This window comes from Paraburkholderia sp. RL17-380-BIE-A (assembly GCF_046028085.1).
Classification (GTDB): domain Bacteria; phylum Pseudomonadota; class Gammaproteobacteria; order Burkholderiales; family Burkholderiaceae; genus Paraburkholderia.
Map to the genome: position 1 here is coordinate 101,822 of NZ_JARESQ010000016.1, position 21,714 is coordinate 123,535.

18 protein-coding genes are annotated in these 21,714 nt (G+C 62.8%); 8 read left to right on the top strand and 10 right to left on the bottom strand.

What is annotated here, in order from left to right; translation table 11 throughout:
• Window position 1 precedes the first annotated feature (1 nt).
• Both P0D68_RS25440 and P0D68_RS25445 read left to right on the top strand, forming a co-directional pair.
• On the top strand, window positions 2–778 hold the full coding sequence (locus P0D68_RS25440; RefSeq protein WP_091802044.1) for a class II aldolase/adducin family protein: 777 nt from the start codon (window positions 2–4) through the stop codon (window positions 776–778).
• A gap of 47 nt (window positions 779–825) precedes the next feature.
• A complete protein-coding gene (locus tag P0D68_RS25445) occupies window positions 826–1,011 on the top strand; it encodes a 4-oxalocrotonate tautomerase (RefSeq protein ID WP_408468765.1) in 186 nt (61 codons plus the stop codon).
• Between the two features lie 170 nt (window positions 1,012–1,181).
• Here P0D68_RS25445 and P0D68_RS25450 read toward each other — a convergent pair whose 3' ends face one another.
• The 7 genes from P0D68_RS25450 to garD form a co-directional block, all read right to left on the bottom strand.
• Complete coding sequence (locus P0D68_RS25450; protein ID WP_091802050.1) at window positions 1,182–2,381, bottom strand: porin; 1,200 nt, start codon at window positions 2,379–2,381, stop codon at window positions 1,182–1,184.
• A 100-nt stretch (window positions 2,382–2,481) separates the two neighbouring features.
• Window positions 2,482–3,834, bottom strand: coding sequence for a TRAP transporter large permease (locus P0D68_RS25455; protein WP_091802054.1), 1,353 nt, complete (start codon window positions 3,832–3,834; stop codon window positions 2,482–2,484).
• 7 nt (window positions 3,835–3,841) lie between these two features.
• Window positions 3,842–4,249: a TRAP transporter small permease gene (locus tag P0D68_RS25460; RefSeq protein WP_408301381.1), complete on the bottom strand. Its 408-nt coding sequence runs from the start codon at window positions 4,247–4,249 to the stop codon at window positions 3,842–3,844.
• Window positions 4,250–4,467: 218 nt separating this feature from the next.
• Window positions 4,468–5,460, bottom strand: coding sequence for a TRAP transporter substrate-binding protein (locus P0D68_RS25465; protein ID WP_091802060.1), 993 nt, complete (start codon window positions 5,458–5,460; stop codon window positions 4,468–4,470).
• Between the two features lie 635 nt (window positions 5,461–6,095).
• Entirely contained in the window at window positions 6,096–7,022 is a 927-nt protein-coding gene (locus P0D68_RS25470; RefSeq protein WP_408301384.1) for an SMP-30/gluconolactonase/LRE family protein, read from the bottom strand.
• Window positions 7,019–7,861: an NAD-dependent epimerase/dehydratase family protein gene (locus P0D68_RS25475; protein ID WP_408301386.1), complete on the bottom strand. Its 843-nt coding sequence runs from the start codon at window positions 7,859–7,861 to the stop codon at window positions 7,019–7,021. The genes P0D68_RS25470 and P0D68_RS25475 overlap by 4 nt, the downstream gene beginning before the upstream one ends.
• Window positions 7,862–7,931: 70 nt before the next feature.
• A complete protein-coding gene (gene garD, locus P0D68_RS25480; protein WP_091802068.1) occupies window positions 7,932–9,521 on the bottom strand; it encodes a galactarate dehydratase in 1,590 nt (529 codons plus the stop codon).
• 237 nt (window positions 9,522–9,758) lie between these two features.
• On the opposite strand from garD, the gene kdgD reads away from it, so the two are divergent.
• From kdgD to P0D68_RS25495, 3 genes are all read left to right on the top strand, one after another.
• The gene (gene kdgD, locus P0D68_RS25485) at window positions 9,759–10,676 is read left to right on the top strand and encodes a 5-dehydro-4-deoxyglucarate dehydratase (RefSeq protein WP_091802071.1); all 918 of its coding nucleotides are present in this window, start codon (window positions 9,759–9,761) and stop codon (window positions 10,674–10,676) included.
• Between the two features lie 200 nt (window positions 10,677–10,876).
• Window positions 10,877–12,229 (top strand): MFS transporter, encoded by a 1,353-nt coding sequence (locus P0D68_RS25490; RefSeq protein WP_408301391.1) that lies wholly within the window; start codon window positions 10,877–10,879, stop codon window positions 12,227–12,229.
• Window positions 12,230–12,462: 233 nt separating this feature from the next.
• Window positions 12,463–13,206, top strand: a complete 744-nt coding sequence (locus P0D68_RS25495; protein WP_091802078.1) for a FadR/GntR family transcriptional regulator — start codon at window positions 12,463–12,465, stop codon at window positions 13,204–13,206.
• 127 nt (window positions 13,207–13,333) lie between these two features.
• Here P0D68_RS25495 and P0D68_RS25500 read toward each other — a convergent pair whose 3' ends face one another.
• Window positions 13,334–14,917: an aldehyde dehydrogenase (NADP(+)) gene (locus P0D68_RS25500; RefSeq protein ID WP_091802081.1), complete on the bottom strand. Its 1,584-nt coding sequence runs from the start codon at window positions 14,915–14,917 to the stop codon at window positions 13,334–13,336.
• 223 nt (window positions 14,918–15,140) lie between these two features.
• On the opposite strand from P0D68_RS25500, the gene garL reads away from it, so the two are divergent.
• The 3 genes from garL to P0D68_RS25515 all read left to right on the top strand — a co-directional run bounded on the left by garL (window position 15,141) and on the right by P0D68_RS25515 (window position 19,125).
• On the top strand, window positions 15,141–15,941 hold the full coding sequence (gene garL, locus P0D68_RS25505) for a 2-dehydro-3-deoxyglucarate aldolase (protein WP_408184920.1): 801 nt from the start codon (window positions 15,141–15,143) through the stop codon (window positions 15,939–15,941).
• A gap of 31 nt (window positions 15,942–15,972) precedes the next feature.
• Entirely contained in the window at window positions 15,973–16,866 is an 894-nt protein-coding gene (locus P0D68_RS25510) for a 2-hydroxy-3-oxopropionate reductase (RefSeq protein WP_408301394.1), read from the top strand.
• Window positions 16,867–17,109: 243 nt separating this feature from the next.
• Window positions 17,110–19,125: a glycoside hydrolase family 28 protein gene (locus tag P0D68_RS25515; protein WP_408301396.1), complete on the top strand. Its 2,016-nt coding sequence runs from the start codon at window positions 17,110–17,112 to the stop codon at window positions 19,123–19,125.
• A 170-nt stretch (window positions 19,126–19,295) separates the two neighbouring features.
• Here P0D68_RS25515 and P0D68_RS25520 read toward each other — a convergent pair whose 3' ends face one another.
• Together P0D68_RS25520 and P0D68_RS25525 are read right to left on the bottom strand one after the other, a co-directional pair.
• A complete protein-coding gene (locus P0D68_RS25520; protein WP_091802094.1) occupies window positions 19,296–20,588 on the bottom strand; it encodes an MFS transporter in 1,293 nt (430 codons plus the stop codon).
• A 29-nt stretch (window positions 20,589–20,617) separates the two neighbouring features.
• Complete coding sequence (locus P0D68_RS25525) at window positions 20,618–21,454, bottom strand: NAD-dependent epimerase/dehydratase family protein (protein ID WP_091802096.1); 837 nt, start codon at window positions 21,452–21,454, stop codon at window positions 20,618–20,620.
• Between the last annotated feature and the right edge of the window lie 260 nt (window positions 21,455–21,714).

Consider the following 21,714-nt stretch of genomic DNA (forward strand, 5'->3'; position numbering starts at 1 on the left):
CATGTCGTTCACTCACACCCCTGCCGGCCGCGTCGCCGAAGCGGGGCCACGGTCCGACGCGGAGCGGCAAACCCGCGTCGACCTCGCCGCCGCCTATCGGCTCGCGGCGCTCAACGGCTGGGACGATCTGATCTACACGCATATCTCGGCGAGCGTTCCGGGCGAGCCCGGCCACTTCCTGATCAATCCATTCGGCCTCGCCTTCGATGAAGTCCGCGCGTCGAACCTCGTGAAGATCGATATAGACGGCAACATCGTCGGCGCGAGCGAACATGCGGTGAACGCGACCGGCTTCGCGCTGCACGCGGCGGTTCACGCGGCACGCGCCGATGCGTTCTGCGTGATGCATTTGCACAATACGGCGGGTGTGGCGGTTTCCGCTCAGCCGGCCGGCCTGCTGCCCGCTTCGCAACATGCGCTGCGCTTTTACGGCCACCTCGCGTATCACGCTTACGAAGGCCTTGCGTTCACGCCGGCGGAGGGCGAGCGTCTCGTCGCGCATCTCGCCGACAAACCCGCCATGCTATTGCGCAATCACGGCACGCTGACCGTTGGGCGCACCGTCGCGGAAGCCTATGTGCTGATGGCAACACTGCTCAAGGCATGCGAGATCCAGTTGCAAGCGCAAGCATGCGGCGCGGAACTCGTCGTGCCGAGCGATGCGGTCGCCGCACGCACCGCGGAACAACTTTACGACGGCGGCGCCATTGAAGGCGCACTCGAATGGCCTGCCCTGCTGCGCAAACTCGACAGGCTCGATCCCGGCTATCGCGCTTGAATTCGCCTCACGCTCACCTCAAACCCATCCCTATACGGAGTCACGCCATGCCCACGTTTCACATCGAACTCTTCGAACGCCGCTCGGTGGAACAGAAACGCCAGTTCGTCGAAGCCATTACCAAAGCGACCTGTGAATCGCTTGGCGTCGAGGCCAACTCGGTGGAGATCATTCTCACCGACGCGAAGCGCGAAAACTGGGCAACGGGTGGGCGTTTGTGGTCTGACGCGTGAAGGCGAAGCGCGCCGTACGCGCGGGCCGGTACGACGCGCGCAATGGCAGGCGGCCGGCGTCGTCGAAAATGCTGCGCGCATTGCGCGCGCAGCCTGTGCTGCTCGGCGACGCGCGTTAAAAAACGCGCCGCCGTGGCGGCGTAGCAACACACCGCCACCGGGTTACGCCATCAGAACTTGTGGATGATGCCCACGCCCGCGGCAAACTGGCTACGCGACGAGGACGGCGCGCTATTCTGACCGTCGCCGATATCAGCCGTTGCGTTGATGATGCTCACGCCGTTCGTGCCCAGCGTCTGGCCGCCTGCGCGTTGATACGCCTCGAGCGCGTACAGACCGGTGCGCTTGGAAAGGCTGTAGTACTGCGACAGGTTGAACTGCTGGTAGCTAGCCGAGCTCGTGATGCCGTTCGCTTTGGTAGCGCGCGTATAGCTGTAGCCCGCAGCGAGGTCCAGTGCCGTCAAAGGCTTGAAGTGCAGCACGGCGCCGCCTGTGTTGAAGATCGCCGTGGTGTGGAAAGGCGAGTTGATACCCGGAATGTACTGCACGTTCGAGTACGAGAACGACACATCCCACTGCGGGGTGAAGGTATAGCCACCCGTCACCGCCACGCGCTGTTGAGCCTGGGCGCGCTGATAGCCGTTGTTGATGCCCGACACGCCAGCCTGCGCGCCGTTGTTGGACGTCGTGGAGTCAGCGCCCCATGCGCCGCCGCCAGGCGTCGAGTTGTTGATGCGCTGGAAGCCGGCCGCAATGCCGAACGGACCATTCAGGTACTGCAACGCCGCGCTCCACGTCGAACCGGCGTTGAAGCTGCCCGGCACGCCGCCCAGCGAATACGAGCCGCTAGCCGTCAGGCCGTACAGGTTCGGCGACGTGTACACCAGCGAGTTATTCGCGCGGTACAGCGTATCCAGAGAGTCGATGTCGCCCGGGTGCGCGCCGTATGCGCCCGTCAGCCACGTGGTCGGGCTATACGGCGAGAGCATCGTGTAGTACGACGTATATTGGCGGCCGGCCGTGAACGTACCGTAGCTGGCGTTGGCCACGCCGACATAAGCCTGACGGTTGAACCCGAGGCCGGAGACGGACTGTGCGCCGGTTGCGCTGTTAAAGCCCTCTTCCAACTGGAAGATCGCCTTGGTGCCGCCACCCAGATCCTCCGAGCCCTTCAGGCCGAAGCGGCTGCCAGCCCAGACCCCGTTGACCATTTTCACAACCGAGCGGCCGCCGGAGGTCGAGCCGAGTGTCGTCTGACTGCTCTGATAACCGATCCCCGCGTCTACGATCCCGTACAACGTCACGCTGCTCTGAGCGTGTGCGCCGAGGGCGACCAACCCAAGGGCCGAGGTTGCTAGTGCCTTTTTCATTTCTGCTCCTCTTTAAAAGATTTTTCTTTGTTTGCCGCACTGTACGAGCGCCGCCGGGCGCCCCCAAAGGACATATTCTTCGGGACGCTAATAAAGGATTTCAAAATACCGGGTGACCATTGATCAGGCTAGGCAGCCACGTGGAAAACATCGGTACATAAGTGACGATGTTGATCGCGCTGAAGATAGCCAGGTAATACGGCCACGCCACCTTGGTAGTTTCACCAATCGACACATTGCCAATCGCGCAGCCAATAAACTGCACCGAGCCGATCGGCGGGTGCACCAGACCCAATGCGCAGTTCAGCAGGATCATGATCCCGAACTGCACCGGGCCGACGCCGGCGTGCATCGCCATCGGCAGGAACAGCGGCGTGGTGATCAGGATGTGCGCCGCCATATCGACGAACGTGCCGAGGAAAATCTGGATCAGGTTGATGTACAGCAGCATCAGCCACGGCAGGCTGGTCGCGCCGTCGAGCATGTGTTCGATCGCGTCCGGAATCTCCAGATACGCCATCTGGTAGCGCAGCATGTTCGACACGCCGATCAGCAGCAGCACCACGCCGGTAGTCTTGGCAGCCTTGGAGAGCGCGTGAAACAGCTTCTTCATCGTCATCGAGCGATACACGACGATCGTCAGCACCAGCGAATAAAACACGGCGATTGCAGCGGCTTCTGTCGCTGTAGCAATGCCCTTTGCCACGCAGACCAGAATGATCGCAATCACCATCAAGCCGGGCAATGCGCCAAGGAATGTGCGGGCCACGGCGAACCAGCCGGGGAATCGCTGCAGTTCCGTCGAGCCGTCGGGACGGCGCGGATAACCGTATTTCACCGCTTGCCAGTACGCGGCGACCAGCACGAAACCCATCACCCACAGCACCGGCAGCAGACCGGAAAACAACAGATCGCCGATCGAGACGCCGCTCATCGGGTGTCCATTCAACGTGCCGGTGATACCCTGCGCCGCGAATGCGTAGATGATCATGTTGGTCGACGTCGGCATCAACGCGCCCGCCAGCGACGAGTGCGTCGTCACGTTGACCGCATAGGCCGCGCTGTAGCCTTCACGCTTCATCAACGGAATGACCACGCCGCCCATCGCCGACGTGTCCGCCGAGGGCGAACCGGAGACCCCGCCGAACAACGTGCAGGCGACCACGTTGGCCATGCCGAGACCGCCGCGGAAATGCCCGACCGTGGCTTGCGCGAAACGCAGGATGCGGTCCGCAATGCCGCCGTGCAGCATCAGCTCACCGGACAGAATGAAGAACGGGACCGCGAGAAACGAAAAGCCGTTGATCCCCGAGATCATCGACTGCATGGCGGTGGCCGCCGGCAAACCCTCGTACAGATAGGTCAGGACGCACGAAAGCCCTAGCCCGAATGAAACAGGAACGCCGAGAAGAAGAAAGACGAGGAAACTGACGGAGAGGATGGCGAGTTCCATGATTGCTCTATTTTTGTTTCTGTGCAAAAAGCGCGAGCAGGTTCTCTAGCGAGAACATTGCAATGCAGACGCTGGCAAAAACCGGGATGCAATAACGCAAAGATTCAGGCAAGCCAATAATGGGAATCCGGTCTTCCATGGTGGCCTCCACCATCTGCAGACAACCGAAGAAAACCGCTACCGCGAACGTGATCAGGCAAATGTGCTGAAAGGCCGTCGCGACAAGCTGACCCTTCGGCGGCAATTTCTTGACGAGCGAGTCGAGCCCGATATGGCCGCCTTCGCGCACTTTGAGCGCGGCGCCGAACATGGCGATCACGATCACCAGCAGAAGCGCGATGGGCTCGACGAAATCCGGTGCATCGCTGAAGACGTAGCGCATCACGACGCTGTAGATCACCAGCAGGCTCAGCACGGCGAGACTCACCGACGCTACGACAACCAGCACGCGGAACAGAAAATCATTTGGGCGCTTTATGAAACTCATTGACCCCATCCTTGCATACGACCGATCTGTCTTTATTAGTCAGCAATCCTGTTCGACTCTTCAGTTCAGGAAGCGCGCAGCGGCAGCGCTCACGACTCTTCTCGCGAGCCCTTCGCGCCGCTGCGTTGCTTCCTTTCAGGCGAGCCTTATTTGACTGCCTGGATTTCGTCGACGATCTGCTTCATTTGCGGGGTCTTTTCGTACTTCGCCCAGACCGGCTGCATGACCTTGACGAACGCGGCACGATCGATCTGCGACGCGCCGACGATGGTCGCGCCGCCCTTCGTGACGGTCTTGCTCGCGTCGGCTTCGCGCGCGGTCCACAGCTTCTGGTAGTACGGCACCGAGTCGGCGGCAGCCTTCTTGATGATTTCCTGTTCCTGCGGCGACAGCGTGTCCCACACCTTCTTCGAGAACACCAGCACTTCCGGCGTCATCGAATGCTGGGTTTCGGAGTAGACCGGCGCGACTTCGAAGTGCTTGGTTTCTTCGTACGACGGCAGGTTGTTTTCAGCGGCATCCACCAGACCCGTCTTCAGGCCCGTGTAGACCTCGGCGAACGGCATCGGCGTGGGCGTGCCGCCCATTGCGCGGATTTCGTCGACCATCAGGTCGGACGGCTGCACGCGAACCTTCAGGCCCTTCATGTCAGCGGGCGTGTGAATCGGCCTCTTGGTGTAGATCGAACGCGCGCCGCTCTCGTAGAACGTCAGCGCGATCATGCCCTTCGCCTTGAAAGCGTCGAGAATCTTCTGGCCTTCCGGGCCGTACATCACTTTGCGGAAATGGTCGATGTCGCGAAACAGGAAAGGCAGCGACGGGATCATCGATTCAGGAACGATTTCGTTGAAAGCCGCGCCGTTGGCACGCGCCATGTCCAATGCGCCGATGCGCACCTGATCGATCGTGTCGTTTTCGGAACCCAGCGCGCTATTGCCGAAGACCTTCACCGTGTCCTTGCCGTCGGTTGCCTTCTTGATCTGCTCTCCCATGTATTTCACGGCCATGTTGGTCGGATAGGTGTCGCCATGCACGTCCGACACGCGGAACACACGCGCTTGTGCCGACACGGTGCTGAAGGCCAGCGCCGAAGCCGCGACGATCATCGAAACACGGGAAAAGGCAAACTTCTTGTTCATCGTGAAATTCCTTGAAAAATTGACCATCCAATCGATTGCGGGGGCCGCCTGCGGAGGACCGCTTGCGGGTGACCGCCTTCGGATGCGACATGGTTTTGCTGCGTCTCCCGGCTCGGCACCCGCCACCGCTGGTGGTCACGCGCGCTTTGCCGTGCTGGTCTGTGCAACTTCCCCGGCGCAGATACTCAGCACTCCTGTCAGACAACTCGACTCTTTTACTTTTGCTTCAACTGCTCGGCTTGCGCCTCGCGCGCGAGTCATCGCGCACGAGACGTTGTCCGCCTCATACCGAATAACCTGAAATTCACAGAAAGGAATTTGTTTGGGCTTATATGTTGTACGACGACATATGAAGTCTATAAAAGGCGGTTTGAGTTGTACAGACGGTATTTACCCGCACCGCAGCGACGTCGGCAGGGATGACGGATCGATCGCATGCTGAGGCTAAGCGCCAGCTGGCGCGGCCTTGCCGAGGTAGAGGCCGGCGTCGCCCAAAGCTATTTTTTACAGCCGCACCGCAGGCAGACCGTCGCCTTTCCACCACAATGTTGTACGACGAGTGACGAATCGAAATAGCCAAAACAAAGGCGCCGGACATGTCGTCATGTCCGGCGCCTTGCTCCAATACGCTCCGCTTACAGCTGACCCGCGAACTCCGGTTCCGGCAACCCGGTTACGCCAGGCCGCACGGCGAACAGATGGCCATCGTGCTCGCTCGCGTTCGCGGGACGGATCGACGTCACGAACAGCGTATCCAGATCGCGCCCACCGAAGGCGCACATCGCCGGCTTGGTGGCCGGCACGGCAATCTGCCGGTCGAGCTTCCCTTGTGGCGTAAAGCGCAGCAACAGGCCGGCGTCGTTCGCGCAAATCCAGTAGCAGCCGTCGGCATCCACCGCGGCGCCGTCAGGACGGCCCGCATGATGATTCAGATCGGCGAACACGCGACGGTTGCGCGGCTCGCCGGTTTCGATGTCAAAGTCGAATGCCCAGATCTGCCGGCGCAAAGGATGCGAGTCCGACAGGTACATGGTCGTACCGTCCGGCGACCACGCGAGGCCGTTCTGCGTGATGAGCGCGTCGACGACCGGCGCGGACAGCACACCGCGCCCGTCGAATCGATAGAGCGCGCCGGCCGGCTTGGCCGCTGCCATGTCCTGCACCATCGTGCCGGACCAGAAGCGTCCCTGGCGGTCGCAACGGCCGTCATTGAAACGCATGTCGTCGCATGGGAAGTCCGGCGCGGCGAGCTTGCGCCCTGTCACCTGCACGGGTTCGCCGTCAGCCGAACCCTCAGTGAGCGCGACAGCGAAAAGTCCGGTCTCGCAACCGGCCAGCACCGTACCGCGCTGATCGAACGCAATGCACGCCACTTTCTCCGGCAACCGCCATTCGGAGCGCTTACCCGAATCGACGTGTAGCCGCACGATCTTTTGCGCCGGAATGTCCACCCAGTAGAGCGCCTGTTCCGCCACGCGCCACACCGGGCTTTCGCCGACGGAGGCCGGTGCCTGTCCCGCTGCCTCCACCCGCTCCACTCGCGGGTTCGCCGCGGCGCTCACCGCTTCGGCTCCATCGGGCCGGCCAGCACGAATGGGCCGCCTTGAAAACGCTGCGTCGGATCGTCGAGGTTGGTCGTGGGTGCGGCGACCGGAAAGAGATGCTCGAATTCGATCGAACTGTCCTGCGGACGAAAGCCGAGGAACGCCGCTTTGGTGTTATCCACCCACTTGGTCCGGTTGTCCGAGACGCCATAGACGATCGCGTGGCCCACGCGGTTGGTAAACAGCGAGCAGCGCACCAGCTCGATGAAGTCGCGATAGCTCAGATACGTGACGAGCATGCGCGGATTCTTCGGCTGCTCGAACGACGAGCCGATCCGCAGGCACACCGTCTCCAGACCGAAACGATCGAAGTAGTAACGCGACAACGATTCGCCGAAGCACTTCGTCACGCCGTACAGACTATCGGGACGCAACGGCGCGTCGACATCGACCACCTCCGTCACCGGATGAAAGCCCACCGCGTGATTCGAGCTCGCATACACGATGCGCTTCACGCCCTGCTTCTGCGCAGCCGAATAGAGGTTGTACAGGCCGCGAATATTCGCTTCGAGCAGATCTTCAAACGGCGCCTCGACGGAAATGCCGCCGAGGTGAATCACCGCGTCCACGCCTTCGAGCAGCGCGTGAACGGCGGCTTCGTCCGCGAGATCGACGCTCGCGGCTTCTTCGTGCGCCGCCACGTCGCCGAGTGGCGCGATATCCGAGACGCGCACGATATCGGCCCACGCGGCGAGCGCGCCACGCAATTGCTTGCCCAGGTTGCCCGCCGCGCCAGTCAGCAGCAGACGGCGGAAGGGTTTCTGTGCGGCGCCGCGATCGAGGTTCGAGTCAGTCATGTTTCTATTGTGGTGTGAGTGCGATCAGGTCTGCATGATGCATGCAGACCTGGTGTGTCGAGCGAGCCGATCAGGTCACCGGCGCCGGATTGAACAGCACCAGCGCATTGTGGAGCTTGAGTTTTTCCGCGCACGTTTGCTTGCGTCCGCTGGCGATGTCGAGCATCAGACGGAACAATTCCCAGCCCACCTCTTCGATGCTCGCCGCGCCGGTCGCGATGGTGCCGGCGTTGACGTCCATCAGGTCATGCCAGCGGCGCGCGAGGTCCGAGCGCGTTGCGACCTTGATGACCGGCACCTCGGCGAGGCTATAGGGCGTGCCGCGTCCGGTGGTGAATACGTGCAGGTTGATACCGGCCGCCACCTGCAACGTCCCGCAGATGAAATCGCTCGCCGGCGTAGCCGCATAGATCAGGCCTTTCTGCTTGACCTTTTCGCCCGGCGACAACACGCCGGAAATGGCCGAATTGCCGGACTTGATGATCGAGCCCATCGCCTTTTCGACGATGTTCGACAAGCCACCCTTCTTGTTGCCCGGTGTGGTGTTGGCGCTGCGGTCCGCGCCGCCGCGCTTCAGATAATCGTCGTACCACTGCATCTCGCGGATGATCGCCGCGGCGACCTCCGCGTTCGCCGCGCGCGCCGTCAGCTGATCGACGCCATCGCGCACTTCGGTGACTTCGGAAAACATGACCGTCGCGCCGGCACGCACCAGCAGGTCGGTCGCGAAGCCCACCGCGGGATTCGCGGTCAGTCCGGAAAACGCGTCGCTGCCGCCACATTGCACGCCGACCACCAGATCGGACGCCGGGCAAGTTTCGCGACGGCGATTGTTGAGCCGCTTCAGATGACCCTCGGCCATTCTCATGATCGACTCGATCATCGACTGGAAGCCGACGTGCGCGTCGTCCTGAAGCACCACGACGTCGCCGTTCAGATCAGCCTCGATATCGCCGATGTCCGCGACTTCCGCCACGTTCGCGGCCGCCGCGATCGGAATCGTGCCGGGCGGCATCAGGCGTTCGGGCTGCAGCTTCTCGCAGCCGAGGCTGACCATCATCACCTCGCCGCCGAAATTCGGATTCAGGCTGATATTGCGCACGGTGCGGATCGGCACCATCGCGTCGGGCGCGTCGATGGCGACACCGCAGCCATAAGTGTGGCCGAGGCTCACCACGTCGTCGACATTCGGGTACTTGGGCAGCAACTCGGCCTTGATGCGGGTGACCGCATGCTCGACCACGTCGGCCACGCATTGGACCGTGGTCGTAATGGCGAGAATGTTGCGCGAGCCGACCGAGCCGTCCGCGTTGCGGTAGCCCTCGAAGGTGTAGCCCTCGAGCGGCGGCATTTCCGGCGCCTTGATCGTGGCGATCGGCAGATCCTCGAGTCCCGGCGGGCTCGGCATGCGGATCACATGTTCGTTGATCCAGCTGCCTTTCGGCAACGCCTTGAGCGCATAGCCGATCACCACGTTATAGCGGATGACTTCGTCGCCCTCGGCCAGATCGGCCAGCGCGACCTTGTGCCCTTGCGGCACGCGCTCGCGCAGTGCCAGACCATCGGGAAATACCGCGCCCTCACCCAGACCGCCGTCGTTGACGACGATCGCGACATTGTCATTGGGGTGAACGCGAATGTAGAGCGGAGATTGTTCCATTGCATCGATCCTTATGGCGCTGCACGCCTGTCGCGCCGACTATTCATACGTCATCCTACAACATGAAAGATTGCGCAGACGTTCCGTATTTACCCTAGGACAAGCATTATGCTGCGAAATGACCGTTGAGTTACCGAAATTCTTGTTGTACGATGACGTATAAGAAATCTCCATTTCTACTGATCGAACCCTCCGCGGAACCATCCGCGAACTATTCCGACGCTCTGGATACTCATCATGACGACACCGCAGGAACTCAAGCAGATCGTTTCCGAAGGCCTCCTGTCCTTCCCCGTTACCGACTTCGACGAACACGGTGACTTCCGCGCCGACACGTATGCCGAGCGCCTGGAATGGCTCGCTCCTTACGGCGCGTCGGCACTGTTCGTGGCCGGCGGCACGGGCGAATTCTTCTCGCTCACACACAACGACTATTCGAACGTGGTGCGCACCGCCACCGAAGTCTGCAAAGGCAAGGTGCCGATTCTTGCCGGCGCGGGCGGCCCGACGCGTGTTGCGATCGCTTACGCCCAGGAAGCCGAACGTCATGGCGCGAACGGCATTCTGCTGATGCCGCATTACCTGACGGAAGCCTGCCAGGAAGGCATCGCCGCGCATGCGGAAGAAGTCTGCAAGTCCGTGCCGAACATGGGCGTGATCATCTATAACCGCGCGAACTCCAAGCTTAACGCCGATATGCTCGAAGGGCTGGCCGAGCGCTGTCCGAACCTGATCGGCTTCAAGGACGGCGTGGGCGAGATCGAGAACATGGTGTCGATCCGCCGCCGCCTTGGCGACCGCTTCTCGTATCTCGGCGGCCTGCCGACCGCGGAAGTCTATGCCGCCGCGTACAAGGCGCTTGGCGTGCCGGTGTATTCGTCGGCGGTGTTCAACTTCATTCCGAAGACCGCGATGGACTTCTACCGCGCGATCGCTGCAGACGATCACGCGACCGTCGGCAAACTGATCGACGAGTTCTTCTTGCCGTACCTGGCCATTCGCAACCGCCGCGCAGGCTACGCGGTCAGCATCGTCAAGGCGGGCGCGAAGCTGGTCGGCCACAGCGCCGGTCCGGTCCGCGCACCGCTGACCGATCTGACGGAAGAAGAAATGGCCAGGCTGGACGCGCTCATCAAGACGCTCGGCCCGCAGTAATCCGGCCGGCGTATCAGACGCAAACAACACCCGGCGGCCGTGCGAACGATCGCCGCACGCACGGCACCGCAAAGAGCGCCCGGGACGGCAACGTCGCCGGGCGTTTTTGTACCGCACGCCAGTATCGACGAGGCCCGCGGCTCGTTGCGCCGCGACGCCCGGGAGCCTGCTCCCAAGCATAAGAACTTCAGGAGATGTCCATGGAAATGAGCCGCACGGCGAGTGCCGCCCACATCGCGAAGCGCACTCGAGTTCGCTACGCGATCCTGCTGCTGATCTTTCTGATCACGACCTTCAACTACGCGGACCGCGCCACGCTCTCGGTCACCGGCTCGGCCATGCGCGCCGAGTTCGGCTTCGACGCGATCCGCATGGGCTACATCTTCTCCGCGTTCAGTTGGGCTTACGTGCTGTCGCAACTGCCGGCCGGTTGGCTGCTGGATCGCTTCGGCGCGCGGCGCGTCTACGCCGCGAGCATTTTCTTCTGGTCGCTCTTCACACTGCTGCAAAGCTCCATCGGTTTGCTGGGCAGCGCAGCGGCGGCCGTCACCGCGCTGTTCGTGCTGCGCTTCGCGATGGGCGCGGCCGAATCGCCGGCTTTTCCGGCCAATGCCAAGGTGGTGGCGAGCTGGTTCCCGACCAACGAACGCGGCACGGCGTCGGCCATTTTCAATTCGGCGCAATATTTCGCCGCGGTCGTGTTTACGCCGCTGATGGCATGGCTCACGCACGCGTTCGGCTGGCACATGGTGTATGTCGTGATGGGCGTGACGGGACTTCTGCTCGCGCTCACCTGGCTGAAAATGATGAAGAACCCCGCCGACCACCCGCGTGTGTCGCGCGCCGAACTGGAGTACATCGAACAGGGCGGCGGCGTGATCAACGGGCAGAAGAAAGCCCGCGCCGCCGACAGCATCGAAAATACCGGCGGCTGGCATCTGGTTCGCCAACTGCTGGGCAATCGCATGCTGCTCGGCGTCTATCTCGCGCAGTACTGCATCAACGTGCTGACCTACTTCTTCCTCACCTGGTTTCCGATCTACCTCGTGCAGGCGCGCGGCATGACGATCCTGCAAGCGGGCCTCGTGGCTTCGCTGCCCGCGATCTGCGGATTCTCCGGCGGCGTGCTCGGCGGCATCCTGTCCGACGGGCTGATCCGGCGCGGCCATTCGCTCACGATCGCGCGCAAGGTGCCGATCGTCGGCGGCATGCTGCTGTCGGTGTGCATCATCGGCTGCAACTATGTGTCGACCGACTGGGTCGTCGTCGCCCTCATGTCGCTTGCGTTCTTCGGCAAAGGCATCGGCGCGCTCGGCTGGGCCGTGGTCGCCGACACGTCGCCGAAGGAAGCGCTCGGCCTGTCCGGCGCGATCTTCAATATGTTCGGCAACGTGGCCGGCATCGTCACGCCGATCGTGATCGGCTATCTCGTGGCGAAGACCGGGTCGTTCAACGGCGCGCTGGTGTTCGTCGGCATCAACGCCCTGCTCACGGTGTTCAGCTATCTCGTGATCGTGAAAGACATCAAACGGGTCGAGTTGCGTCCGCGCTAAAGATGCGGCGCTTATCGGTGCGGTTATCGATGCGGTTAGCGGCGGGGTTATCGTACTTCCCTGCGGCGCTGAAACAGACGCCGCCGCAGCGCGAGACGCGCCGGACGGCGTGCCGATGCCACGCCGGGCGTCGCCACGCAAAATGATTCGGCCTCTATATAATCAGTCGTCAGACGACGGTATAATGAAACGCATGAAGTGTTCGCAACTATCTGATTCAAGGGGCGTTTTCGATGGCTACACCACTGGCATCCGCAGCACCGCCACGACGCGCTCGTAATCTTGCCGAGTTCGTCGTCAGCTACGTCACCGAGCAGATTGCCTCCAACGCCCTGAAACCCGGTGACAAGCTGCCGACCGAGTCACAGCTCATGGTCACGCTGAGCGTGAGCCGCACCGTCATTCGTGAAGCGATTTCGCGCTTGCAGGCAGGCAAGATCATCGAGACGCGGCATGGCATCGGCAGTTTCGTGCTGGAGCCGCAGCGCGAAAAACTGGGTATCGACATGGTGCCCGCCACCACCTTGCGCGACGTGTTGTCGATCCTGGAATTGCGCATCAGCCTCGAAACGGAATGCGCGGGGCTCGCCGCCCAGCGCGCCAAGCCGGATGACCTCGCGCGCATGCGCACCGCGCTCGACGCGATCGAAGCCACGCGCCACAACGGGCTGGATAGCGTCGACGCCGATCTGCAATTTCATATTTCGGTGGCGCGCGCGACCGGCAACCGTTATTTCGTCGACATCCTCACGCAAATGGGCAGCGCGCTGATTCCGCGTAACCGGCTCGATTCGGCGGGCATTGCGCGCGCGGAACCGGACGCGTATCTGTCGCTCGTGAACCTGGAACACGAAAGCATTCTCGAAGCGATCACGCGGCATGACGCGGAAGGTGCGCGCGCGGCCATGCGCATGCATCTGTCCAACAGCCGCGAGCGCTTGCGGCGTGCGAACGAAGCCGCCGAGGCGAATAGCTGATCCGCTTCGTCGCCGCGAAGTCATGGCGCAGACAGTCGCCGCGAACGCAAAGAGAAATGGCCGGGGATCGAACTGACCCCGGCCATTTTTCATTTCACGCGATCACTGATCGCGGCTCACCCGGCACTCAGCTGCGCGTGATCTCGCCATCGCGGCGGCGCCACAGGTTCAGCGGGTTGCTGTCGGTCAGCGCCTCGGGCAACAGATCGGCCGGGAAATCCTGGTAGCACACCGGGCGCAGGAAGCGCTCGATCGAGGTCGTGCCGACCGAAGTCGCTCGGCTATCGGACGTGGCCGGGAACGGGCCGCCGTGCACCATCGCGTGCGACACCTCGACGCCCGTCGGGAACCCGTTGACCAGAATCCGGCCGGCCTTGCGCTCGAGAATCGGCACCAGCTTCCTTGCCGCCGGAAGGTCGGCGCTATCCATCTGCACCGTGGCGGTCAACTGACCGGCAAAATGCTCGGCGACCGCCAGCAACTCCTGCTCGTCCTTGCAACGCACGATGGTCGAGGCCGGGCCGAACACTTCGTCTTCCAGCGCCGGCGTGGCGAGGAACGTCTGTGCATCGGTTACGAACAACGCCGCGCGAGCCTGCGTCGGGCCGCTTGCTTCCACGCCGTGCGCCACGGCTTCCACGCCTTTGATCGCAGCCAGCTTGCCTTCGCCCTCTTCATAAGCAGCGTGGATGCCGGACGTCAGCATGGTTTGCGCGGGCTTGCCGCTCAGTGCGTCGGACGCGGTTGCGACAAAGCCCTTGAGCGCGTCGCTGTCCACGGCAATCGCGAGACCCGGATTGGTACAGAACTGACCGGCGCCGAGCACCAGCGAATCGACGAAGCCGCGCGCAATGCTCTCGCCGCGCTGAGCCAGCGCGTTCGGCAGAAGGAACACCGGATTGATGCTGCTCATTTCCGCATAGACGGGAATCGGTTCGGCACGCGCCGCCGCCACGCGCATCAGCGAGGTGCCGCCCGCGCGCGAACCGGTGAAACCGACCGCCTTGATCGCCGGATGCGCGACCAATGCTTCGCCAACGGAATTCCCCGCGCCGACGATCAGCGAGAACACGCCTTCAGGCAAATCCATCTCTTGCGCGACACGCTGGATCACACGGCCGACCATCTCCGAGGTGCCAAGGTGAGCGCGGTGCGCCTTCACCACTACCGGACAACCGGCAGCGAGCGCCGCCGCCGTGTCGCCGCCGGCCACCGAAAACGCGAGCGGGAAATTGCTGGCGCCGAACACCGCGACCGGGCCGAGCGGGATCTTTTGCATACGCAGGTCGGAACGCGGCAACGGCTTGCGCTCCGGCAGCGGCGAATCGAGCGTGGCGGCGAGCCACTGACCGGCGCGCACGACTTGCGCAAACAGTTTGAGCTGCCCCGTGGTGCGGCCGCGTTCGCCTTCGAGACGCGCCTTGGGCAAGCCCGACTCCTGTTGCGCGCGCTCGATCAGCGCATCGCCCAATGCCGTGATGCCGTCGGCGATGCGCTCGAGAAATTCGGCGCGCACCGTGAGCGGCAACTGGCGGTACGGATCGAAGGCCTGCCGCGCGAGTTCACAGGCCTCGCCGACGTGGGCAACCGAGCCGCTGCCGAAAACCGGCTCCGCGATGTCCGATCCCGTGGCAGGATTGAACGCATGCAATGGTTTTTCCTCGCCGCGCACCGTTTTGCGGCCGATCAGCATTTCGCCGGTAATAGACATTTCGCTTTCCTTGGATAAAGACCTAAGATATAGGTCATCCTACAACATTGCGGGGTACACGCGCAACCGGAAACGCTTGCCCCGCAAGGAATTCGGGTTTACGTGGCCGTTACAACCGGCGAGGTCGGTGCTAATCTGAAACCTAGACATACGACGACCTATAACTATCGTTTTGCCGTCGTCGCAGCTTGCCCGATCCATCGTCGTTCGAGGAAATCAGCCCATGCCTGCCGTCACGCCCTACCAGCCCCTACCTAATAGTTTTCGCCGCGCGGTGCGCGGCGGCGAAACCCTGATCGGCTGCTGGGCGTCGCTCGCCAGTCCGATCGTGACCGAACTGCTCGGCGTGATCGGCTTCGACTGGATGCTGCTGGATGCGGAGCACGCGCCGAACGACGTGTTGACGCTGATTCCCCAACTGATGGCGCTCAAGGACAGCGCGAGCGCGCCGGTCGTCCGGCCGCCGGCCAACGACAGCGTGTTCATCAAGCGTCTGCTCGATAGCGGCTTCTCGAATTTCCTGGTGCCGTTCGTCGACAGCGCCGAAGACGCGGCTCGCGCCGTCGCCGCCACACGCTACCCGCCGCAGGGCATTCGCGGCGTCTCGGTGAGCCAGCGCGGCAATCGCTATGCGACCGTGGCCGATTACTTCGACATTGCCAACGACAACGTCTGCGTCATCGTGCAGATCGAAAGCCGCAAAGCGGTCGAAGCGATCGACGACATTCTCGCCGTGGACGGCGTGGACGCCGTGTTCGTCGGACCATCCGACCTCGCGGCCGCCTATGGCCATATCGGCAACCCGAGTCACCCCGACGTGCAGCAGGCCATCGCGCACGTGTTCGAACGCGCGCACGCCGCGGGCAAGCCGAGCGGCATCCTCGCCCCGGTCCAGGCCGACGCGGAGCGCTACATCGCGATGGGCTGCCGCGTCGTCGCGGTGTGCGCGGACATGGGGCTGCTGAAAGGCGCCGCGCAGACAGTTCAAAAACACTTCATGCAGAAACAGGCGGGCCAGCAGTAAGCCAGCCGCCGCGACATCTCCGGAGCATTCCATGCAAAAAGCAGGCTTTATCGGACTCGGCATCATGGGCAAGCCCATGGCCGCCAACCTTCTCAAGAACGGCGTCGCGCTGGCCGCGTTCACGCGCAGCGGCGTGCCCGACGATCTCATCCAGGCGGGCGCCGTCGCGTGCGACAGTCCGGCCGCTGTCGCCGCGCATGCCGACGTGATTTTCATCATGGTGCCGGATACGCCCGATGTGGAACGCGTACTGTTCGGCGAACAGGGGCTCGCCGGCGCGCTGCGCGCGGGGCAAACCGTCGTCGACATGAGCTCCATTTCGCCGATGGCCACGCGCGAGTTCGCGGCGCGCGTGCGCGAGCACGGGGCGGACTATATGGATGCGCCGGTGTCCGGCGGCGAAGTCGGCGCCAAGGCCGGTTCGCTGACCATCATGGTGGGCGGCGAATCGGCGACCTTCGAGAGCGTCAAGCCGCTTTTCGACATGATGGGCAAGAACGTTACGCTGATCGGCGGCGTCGGCGCGGGTCAGGTGTGCAAGGTGGCCAACCAGGTGATCGTTGCCGCGACGATCGAGGCTGTCGGCGAAGCGCTGCTGCTCGCGTCCAAAGCCGGCGTCGATCCGGCGCGCGTGCGTGAAGCGCTGATGGGCGGTTTCGCGTCCTCGCGCATTCTCGAAGTGCACGGCGAGCGCATGACCAAGCGCACCTTCGACCCGGGCTTTCGCATCGAACTGCACCAGAAGGATCTGAACCTCGCGCTCTCGACCGCGCAATCGCTGGGCGTGTCGCTGCCGAATACCGCTACCTGCCAGGCGCTGTTCAATGCCTGCGTCGCGCATGGCGGCAAGGCATGGGATCACTCGGCGATGGTGCGCGCGCTCGAAATCCTCGCCAATCACGAGATCGGGCAAAAACCGGCCTAAACCGCACGTCTGTCTTTCAGGCGCCGCTGCGCTTGCCTTATGCAAATAGGCAAGCCGCAGCGGCGCATGCGTGCGTTCGCTTTCTTTTTCGCTACGCGTCAGCAAAGCTGCGCCATTTCCCACCAGGAAAATTTTCTTACGAATATTAAGGATACCTTACGTTAACACAACGCCTTCGACAAGTCGTATCCACCCGAATAGCAACGACTTTTAACAACGCCCGCAAAGGGCAAGGAGACAACCGTGGCAATCATCGATAAAAACAGCGGCAAGCGTGCGATATCAGGAACGCCCGGCCGGACCGAACCGAATTCGCCCGCTCGCCGTGCCTTTATCGTGCTGGCGGGAGCGTCCGCGGGCGCGACCCTGCTCGGCGGCCTATCCGCCTGCGGCGGCTCGGTCAACGGCGGCACGACCACGCCGCCTGTCGTACAGGATCCGATCTGGGGCACCTCGGGCGCCGCGACACAGATCATCGCGTCCTTGCAGGGCATTACCCAGTCGATGTTCCCGGCACGCGACTTCGTCGTCACGCAATACGGTGCCGCGCCGTGCGCCGTCGCCGCCGCGACCAATCCGTACACCGGCTCGGCGTCCGTTGCGAGTCCGGGTTCGAATCTCACCAACGCCGCTGCTTCGTTCGACTCCCGTCCTGCCTTTCTCGCCGCCATCCAGGCCTGCAACGCCGCCGGCGGCGGACGCGTGGTCGTGCCGGCCGGTACGTGGTATTGCGCCGGACCGATCGTCCTGCTCAGCAACGTGAACTTCCACCTCAGCGCGAATTGCACGATCTACTTCAGCCCGAACCCGGCGGACTACGCGAAGGACGGCCCGGTCGCCTGCGGCGCCAACGGCAACCTGTTCTATAGCCGCTGGCAGGCGAACGACTGCCTGAATTACGGCTCCCCCGTCTACGCGCGCAACCAGACCAACATTGCACTGACCGGCGAAGACGCGAGCTCGGTGCTCAACGGACAGGCCATGACGCCGTTCGCCGGCAGCGGCAACACCGCGACGTGCTGGTGGACCTTCAAGGGATCGAACGGTGCGTACGGGTGCGTGAATTCGTCGACACCGTCGCAGGCCTATCTCAATCCGAAGAACGTCGACCTGAAAACTGCCGCACCCGGCATTTCCGACGCGCTCTACGCGCAACTGACCAGCCCCACGACACCCTGGCAGGAGGACCAGAACTATCTGCCAGCCCTCTCGGAGGCAGGCGTGCCGATCGCGCAGCGCGTGTTCGGCGTCGGCCACTATCTGCGTCCATGCATGGTCGAGTTCCTCGGCTGCACGAATGTGTTGATGGAGAACTACACCACCAACAACACACCGTTCTGGCAGCATCATCCGACCGATTGCAAGAACGTCGTGATTCGCGGCGTGACGACCAACAGCATTGGCCCGAATAACGACGGCTTCGACCCGGACGCGTGCAACAACGTGCTCTGCGACAGCGTGACGTTCAACACCGGCGACGACTGCATCGCGATCAAGTCGGGCAAGGATCTCGATACGCAATACGGTCCCGCGCAGAATCACGTGATCCAGAACTGCACGATGAATAGCGGCCACGGCGGCATCACGCTCGGCAGTGAAATGGGCGGCGGCGTGCAGAACATCTATGCGCGCAATCTGAAGATGCTGAACCAGAATTGGGCTACCAACCCGCTGAACATCGCGATTCGTATCAAGACGAACATGAATCGCGGCGGCTTCGTGAAGAACTTCTACGTCGATACGGTCACGCTGCCCAACGGCGTCAGCCTCAAGGGCGGCGGCTACGGCAGCGCGTTGCTGAGCGGCAGCCCGATCAATGCCACGGTGCCGCTCGGCGTCGTGACGGCGACTGCCGCCAATCCGTCGGCGGCACAGGGCGGGCTGATCACGTTCGACTGCGACTATCAACCGGCCAACGACGCGATTCGCATCCGTCCGGCAATCGTGCAGAACGTGAACATTTCGAACGTGACGGCGAGCAACGTGACGGTGGGCGGCGTGACCGGCTCGTGCTTCCAGGCGATCGTCGCTCAAGGGCCTGTCGCGTTCGACTACAACGGCGCGGCGCCGACACCGACCATTCCGCCGATCACCGGCGTGACGATCTCGAACTGCAATCTGGGTACGGCGGTCTCGGCCGGACCCGCTAGCGCAACGACGCCCGGGCCGATCTACGCGTACAACGTCAACGGCATTACGTTGAACAACGTGGTGATCGGCGCGACGACATACAACACGACGGTCGTCGATAAACGCTGAGCGGTAGAGGGTTGAACGGCTGGGCGAAGCGCGAGCGTCGTCCAGCCGTGAACGTTGAAGAAACGCAGTGAGCACAAGCAAAAATGGCGGCGCCAGAAAGCGCCGCCATTTTTCTATTGACCGGCGCGCTCGATCAGCGCCGGGTGTTAGTCATCCCAACATGGCCAGAATCACTTCGCGACCGCGCTCACCGGCGTCCAGCGCGGCTCGGGCGTCTTGTCGGCACTCTTCGCCAGCAGGCACACCACAGCGGCCGCGATGATGTCGAACACCGCCAGCACGACGAACAGCGGGCTGTAGCCGACCTGCGTCACCAGCACGCCGAACAGCGCCGTGAACGCCGCAGCACCCAGATAGCCCGCCATGCCGCCCATGCCGGTCGCGGTGGCGACTTCATTCTTGCCGAACATATCGGACGTGATCGCGTAAAGCGCGCCCGACAAGGTCTGATGCGCAAACCCGCCGACGCACAGCAGCGCCACCGCCACATAAGGACTCGCCACCAGACCGACGCAGGCCGGCCCGATCATGCACAGCGCGCCGACCACGAACACCATCTTGCGCGACGTGAACAGCGACACCTTCGCGTACTTGTGAAACAGCGGACTGAGATAGCCGCCCAGCACGCAGCCGATATCCGCGGCCAGAAACGGCATCCACGCATACAGCGCGACTTCCTTCAGGTTCATGTGACGTTCGGTCATCATGTACAGCGGAATCCACGCGTTGAAGGTCTGCCAGGCCGGTTCGGAAAGAATGCGCGGAATGCCGATCGCCCAGAAGTCGCGGCTGCCGAGCATGGCGAACCAGCTGCGCCTGGCGGCGCCGGCGTCGCTGTGCTTCGCTTCCTGGCCGCTGAGAATGTAGTCGCGCTCGGCGTCGCCCAACAGCTTCTGCTTGCGCGGATGCTTGTAGAGCGCCATCCATAGCACGCTCCAGACAATGCCGGCAACGCCGACGATCACGAACGCAAGTTGCCACTCTCCGCGCAACAACGCCCAGACCACCAGCGGCGGCGCCAGCAGCGCGCCGATCGACGAGCCGATGTTGAACCAGCCGATCGCCACCGAACGCTCCTTGGCGGGGAACCACTCGCTCGTCGCCTTGACGCCGGCAGGAATGCCGGCCGCTTCCGCAATGCCGAGCAGGCCGCGGAAGAACGCGAGGCTGCGCCAGCCCGTCGACCACGCCGCCGCGGCGCACGCCAGCGACCAGGCCAGCGCGAACACCGCAAAGCCGATCTTGGTGCCAACGGTATCGAGCACAAAGCCGGCGACCGGCTGCATGAAGGCATAGCAAAGTTGCCACGCCACGACCACGTGCGAATACTGCTCGGTGGTGATGTGGAGGTCCTTCATCAACGTCGGCGCCGCCACTGAGAGCGTATTGCGCGCGAGGTAATTGATGATGAGCCCGGCCGCGACCAGGCTGACCATCCACCAGCGGATGCCCTTGATTTTCATTGCTGCGTCTCCTCGTAATCCTCGTCGGCTCAAACGCGCCGCGTTGCGGGATGGGCCGAGCCGTCCGGGCCCGCATCATCGCGCGAATAGTCGATACCCACAAAGCTGCCGCCCTGGAAACGCTGGCCCAGCGCGTCGAGTGGATTCGGCCGTGCAAGAATTTCTTCGGCGTAGGTTTCGGCGTTTTGCGTCGGCTGATAGCCCAGACGTGCGGCGGCGCTGTTGTCCCACCAGCTTCGCGTGTTGGCCGACACACCCCAGATGGTCAGGAAACCCACGTCCTCGGCCTCGACACAGCGGTCGAGGAAATGCAGCAGATCGCGATGCCCGAACCAGGTGCTCAGATGCCGGGGCTCGGTGGGCCGCTCGAGGCAGCTGCCGATGCGCACGCACACACTCTCGATACCGTGCTTGTCCCAGTACATTCTGGCCAGCGCTTCGCCCCACACCTTGCTCAGACCGTAGAAACCGTCCGGGCGCAGCTCGCAGTCGAGGCTGAGATGTTCGGTGACGGGATACATGCCGATGGCGTGATTCGAACTCGCGAACACGATACGCCGCACACCCTGGCGGCGCGCACCTTCATAGACTTCGACCAGCCCGCGCAGATTGTTCTCGATGATCTCCGGCAGCGGCCGCTCCACGCTCGTACCCGCGAAATGGATCAGCACATCGACACCCGCCAGCAGCCGGTCCACGACTGCCGGGTCGCGCAGGTCGCCGTGCATCACGTCCTCGCCTTCCACGAGCGGCACGAGGGCTTTCGAGCCCGCGGCCGAGCGCAACGGCGTGCCGCGCGCGATCAACGCGGCGCGTACCACCGAGCCTAGCTGGCCACCGGCTCCACTGAGAGCAATCTTCTTCATAGGGTTCCTTTACTGCGCCTTGCGCGATCGAACTCGGGGTACCGCAATCGCCCGGTCACCGGATGAACCGCTTGCCGATTTAGCGATAGTTGTACGATAACGTACTATCCGCGATGGCGAACCGGATTTCAATTAGGCACTTACCCTTATTCGATTTGATCTTCCAGCAAATTTCCTTGGATAAACAAACGTCTAGCTTCAACTCATTTATGTGACATCGTATAACTTGAAGTGCGTTTTCAGCGGCAAATTCTTCAGCG

Bases quoted from the DNA above. Each gene is read 5' to 3' on its own strand.
- P0D68_RS25440 (WP_091802044.1), top strand. From the start codon at position 2: ATGTCGTTCACTCACACCCCTGCCGGCCGCGTCGCCGAAGCGGGGCCA.
- P0D68_RS25445 (WP_408468765.1), top strand. From the start codon at position 826: ATGCCCACGTTTCACATCGAACTCTTCGAACGCCGCTCGGTGGAACAG.
- P0D68_RS25450 (WP_091802050.1), bottom strand. From the start codon at position 2,381: ATGAAAAAGGCACTAGCAACCTCGGCCCTTGGGTTGGTCGCCCTCGGC.
- P0D68_RS25455 (WP_091802054.1), bottom strand. From the start codon at position 3,834: ATGGAACTCGCCATCCTCTCCGTCAGTTTCCTCGTCTTTCTTCTTCTC.
- P0D68_RS25465 (WP_091802060.1), bottom strand. From the start codon at position 5,460: ATGAACAAGAAGTTTGCCTTTTCCCGTGTTTCGATGATCGTCGCGGCT.
- P0D68_RS25475 (WP_408301386.1), bottom strand. From the start codon at position 7,861: ATGACTGACTCGAACCTCGATCGCGGCGCCGCACAGAAACCCTTCCGC.
- garD (WP_091802068.1), bottom strand. From the start codon at position 9,521: ATGGAACAATCTCCGCTCTACATTCGCGTTCACCCCAATGACAATGTC.
- kdgD (WP_091802071.1), top strand. From the start codon at position 9,759: ATGACGACACCGCAGGAACTCAAGCAGATCGTTTCCGAAGGCCTCCTG.
- P0D68_RS25490 (WP_408301391.1), top strand. From the start codon at position 10,877: ATGGAAATGAGCCGCACGGCGAGTGCCGCCCACATCGCGAAGCGCACT.
- P0D68_RS25495 (WP_091802078.1), top strand. From the start codon at position 12,463: ATGGCTACACCACTGGCATCCGCAGCACCGCCACGACGCGCTCGTAAT.
- P0D68_RS25500 (WP_091802081.1), bottom strand. From the start codon at position 14,917: ATGTCTATTACCGGCGAAATGCTGATCGGCCGCAAAACGGTGCGCGGC.
- garL (WP_408184920.1), top strand. From the start codon at position 15,141: ATGCCTGCCGTCACGCCCTACCAGCCCCTACCTAATAGTTTTCGCCGC.
- P0D68_RS25510 (WP_408301394.1), top strand. From the start codon at position 15,973: ATGCAAAAAGCAGGCTTTATCGGACTCGGCATCATGGGCAAGCCCATG.
- P0D68_RS25520 (WP_091802094.1), bottom strand. From the start codon at position 20,588: ATGAAAATCAAGGGCATCCGCTGGTGGATGGTCAGCCTGGTCGCGGCC.
- P0D68_RS25525 (WP_091802096.1), bottom strand. From the start codon at position 21,454: ATGAAGAAGATTGCTCTCAGTGGAGCCGGTGGCCAGCTAGGCTCGGTG.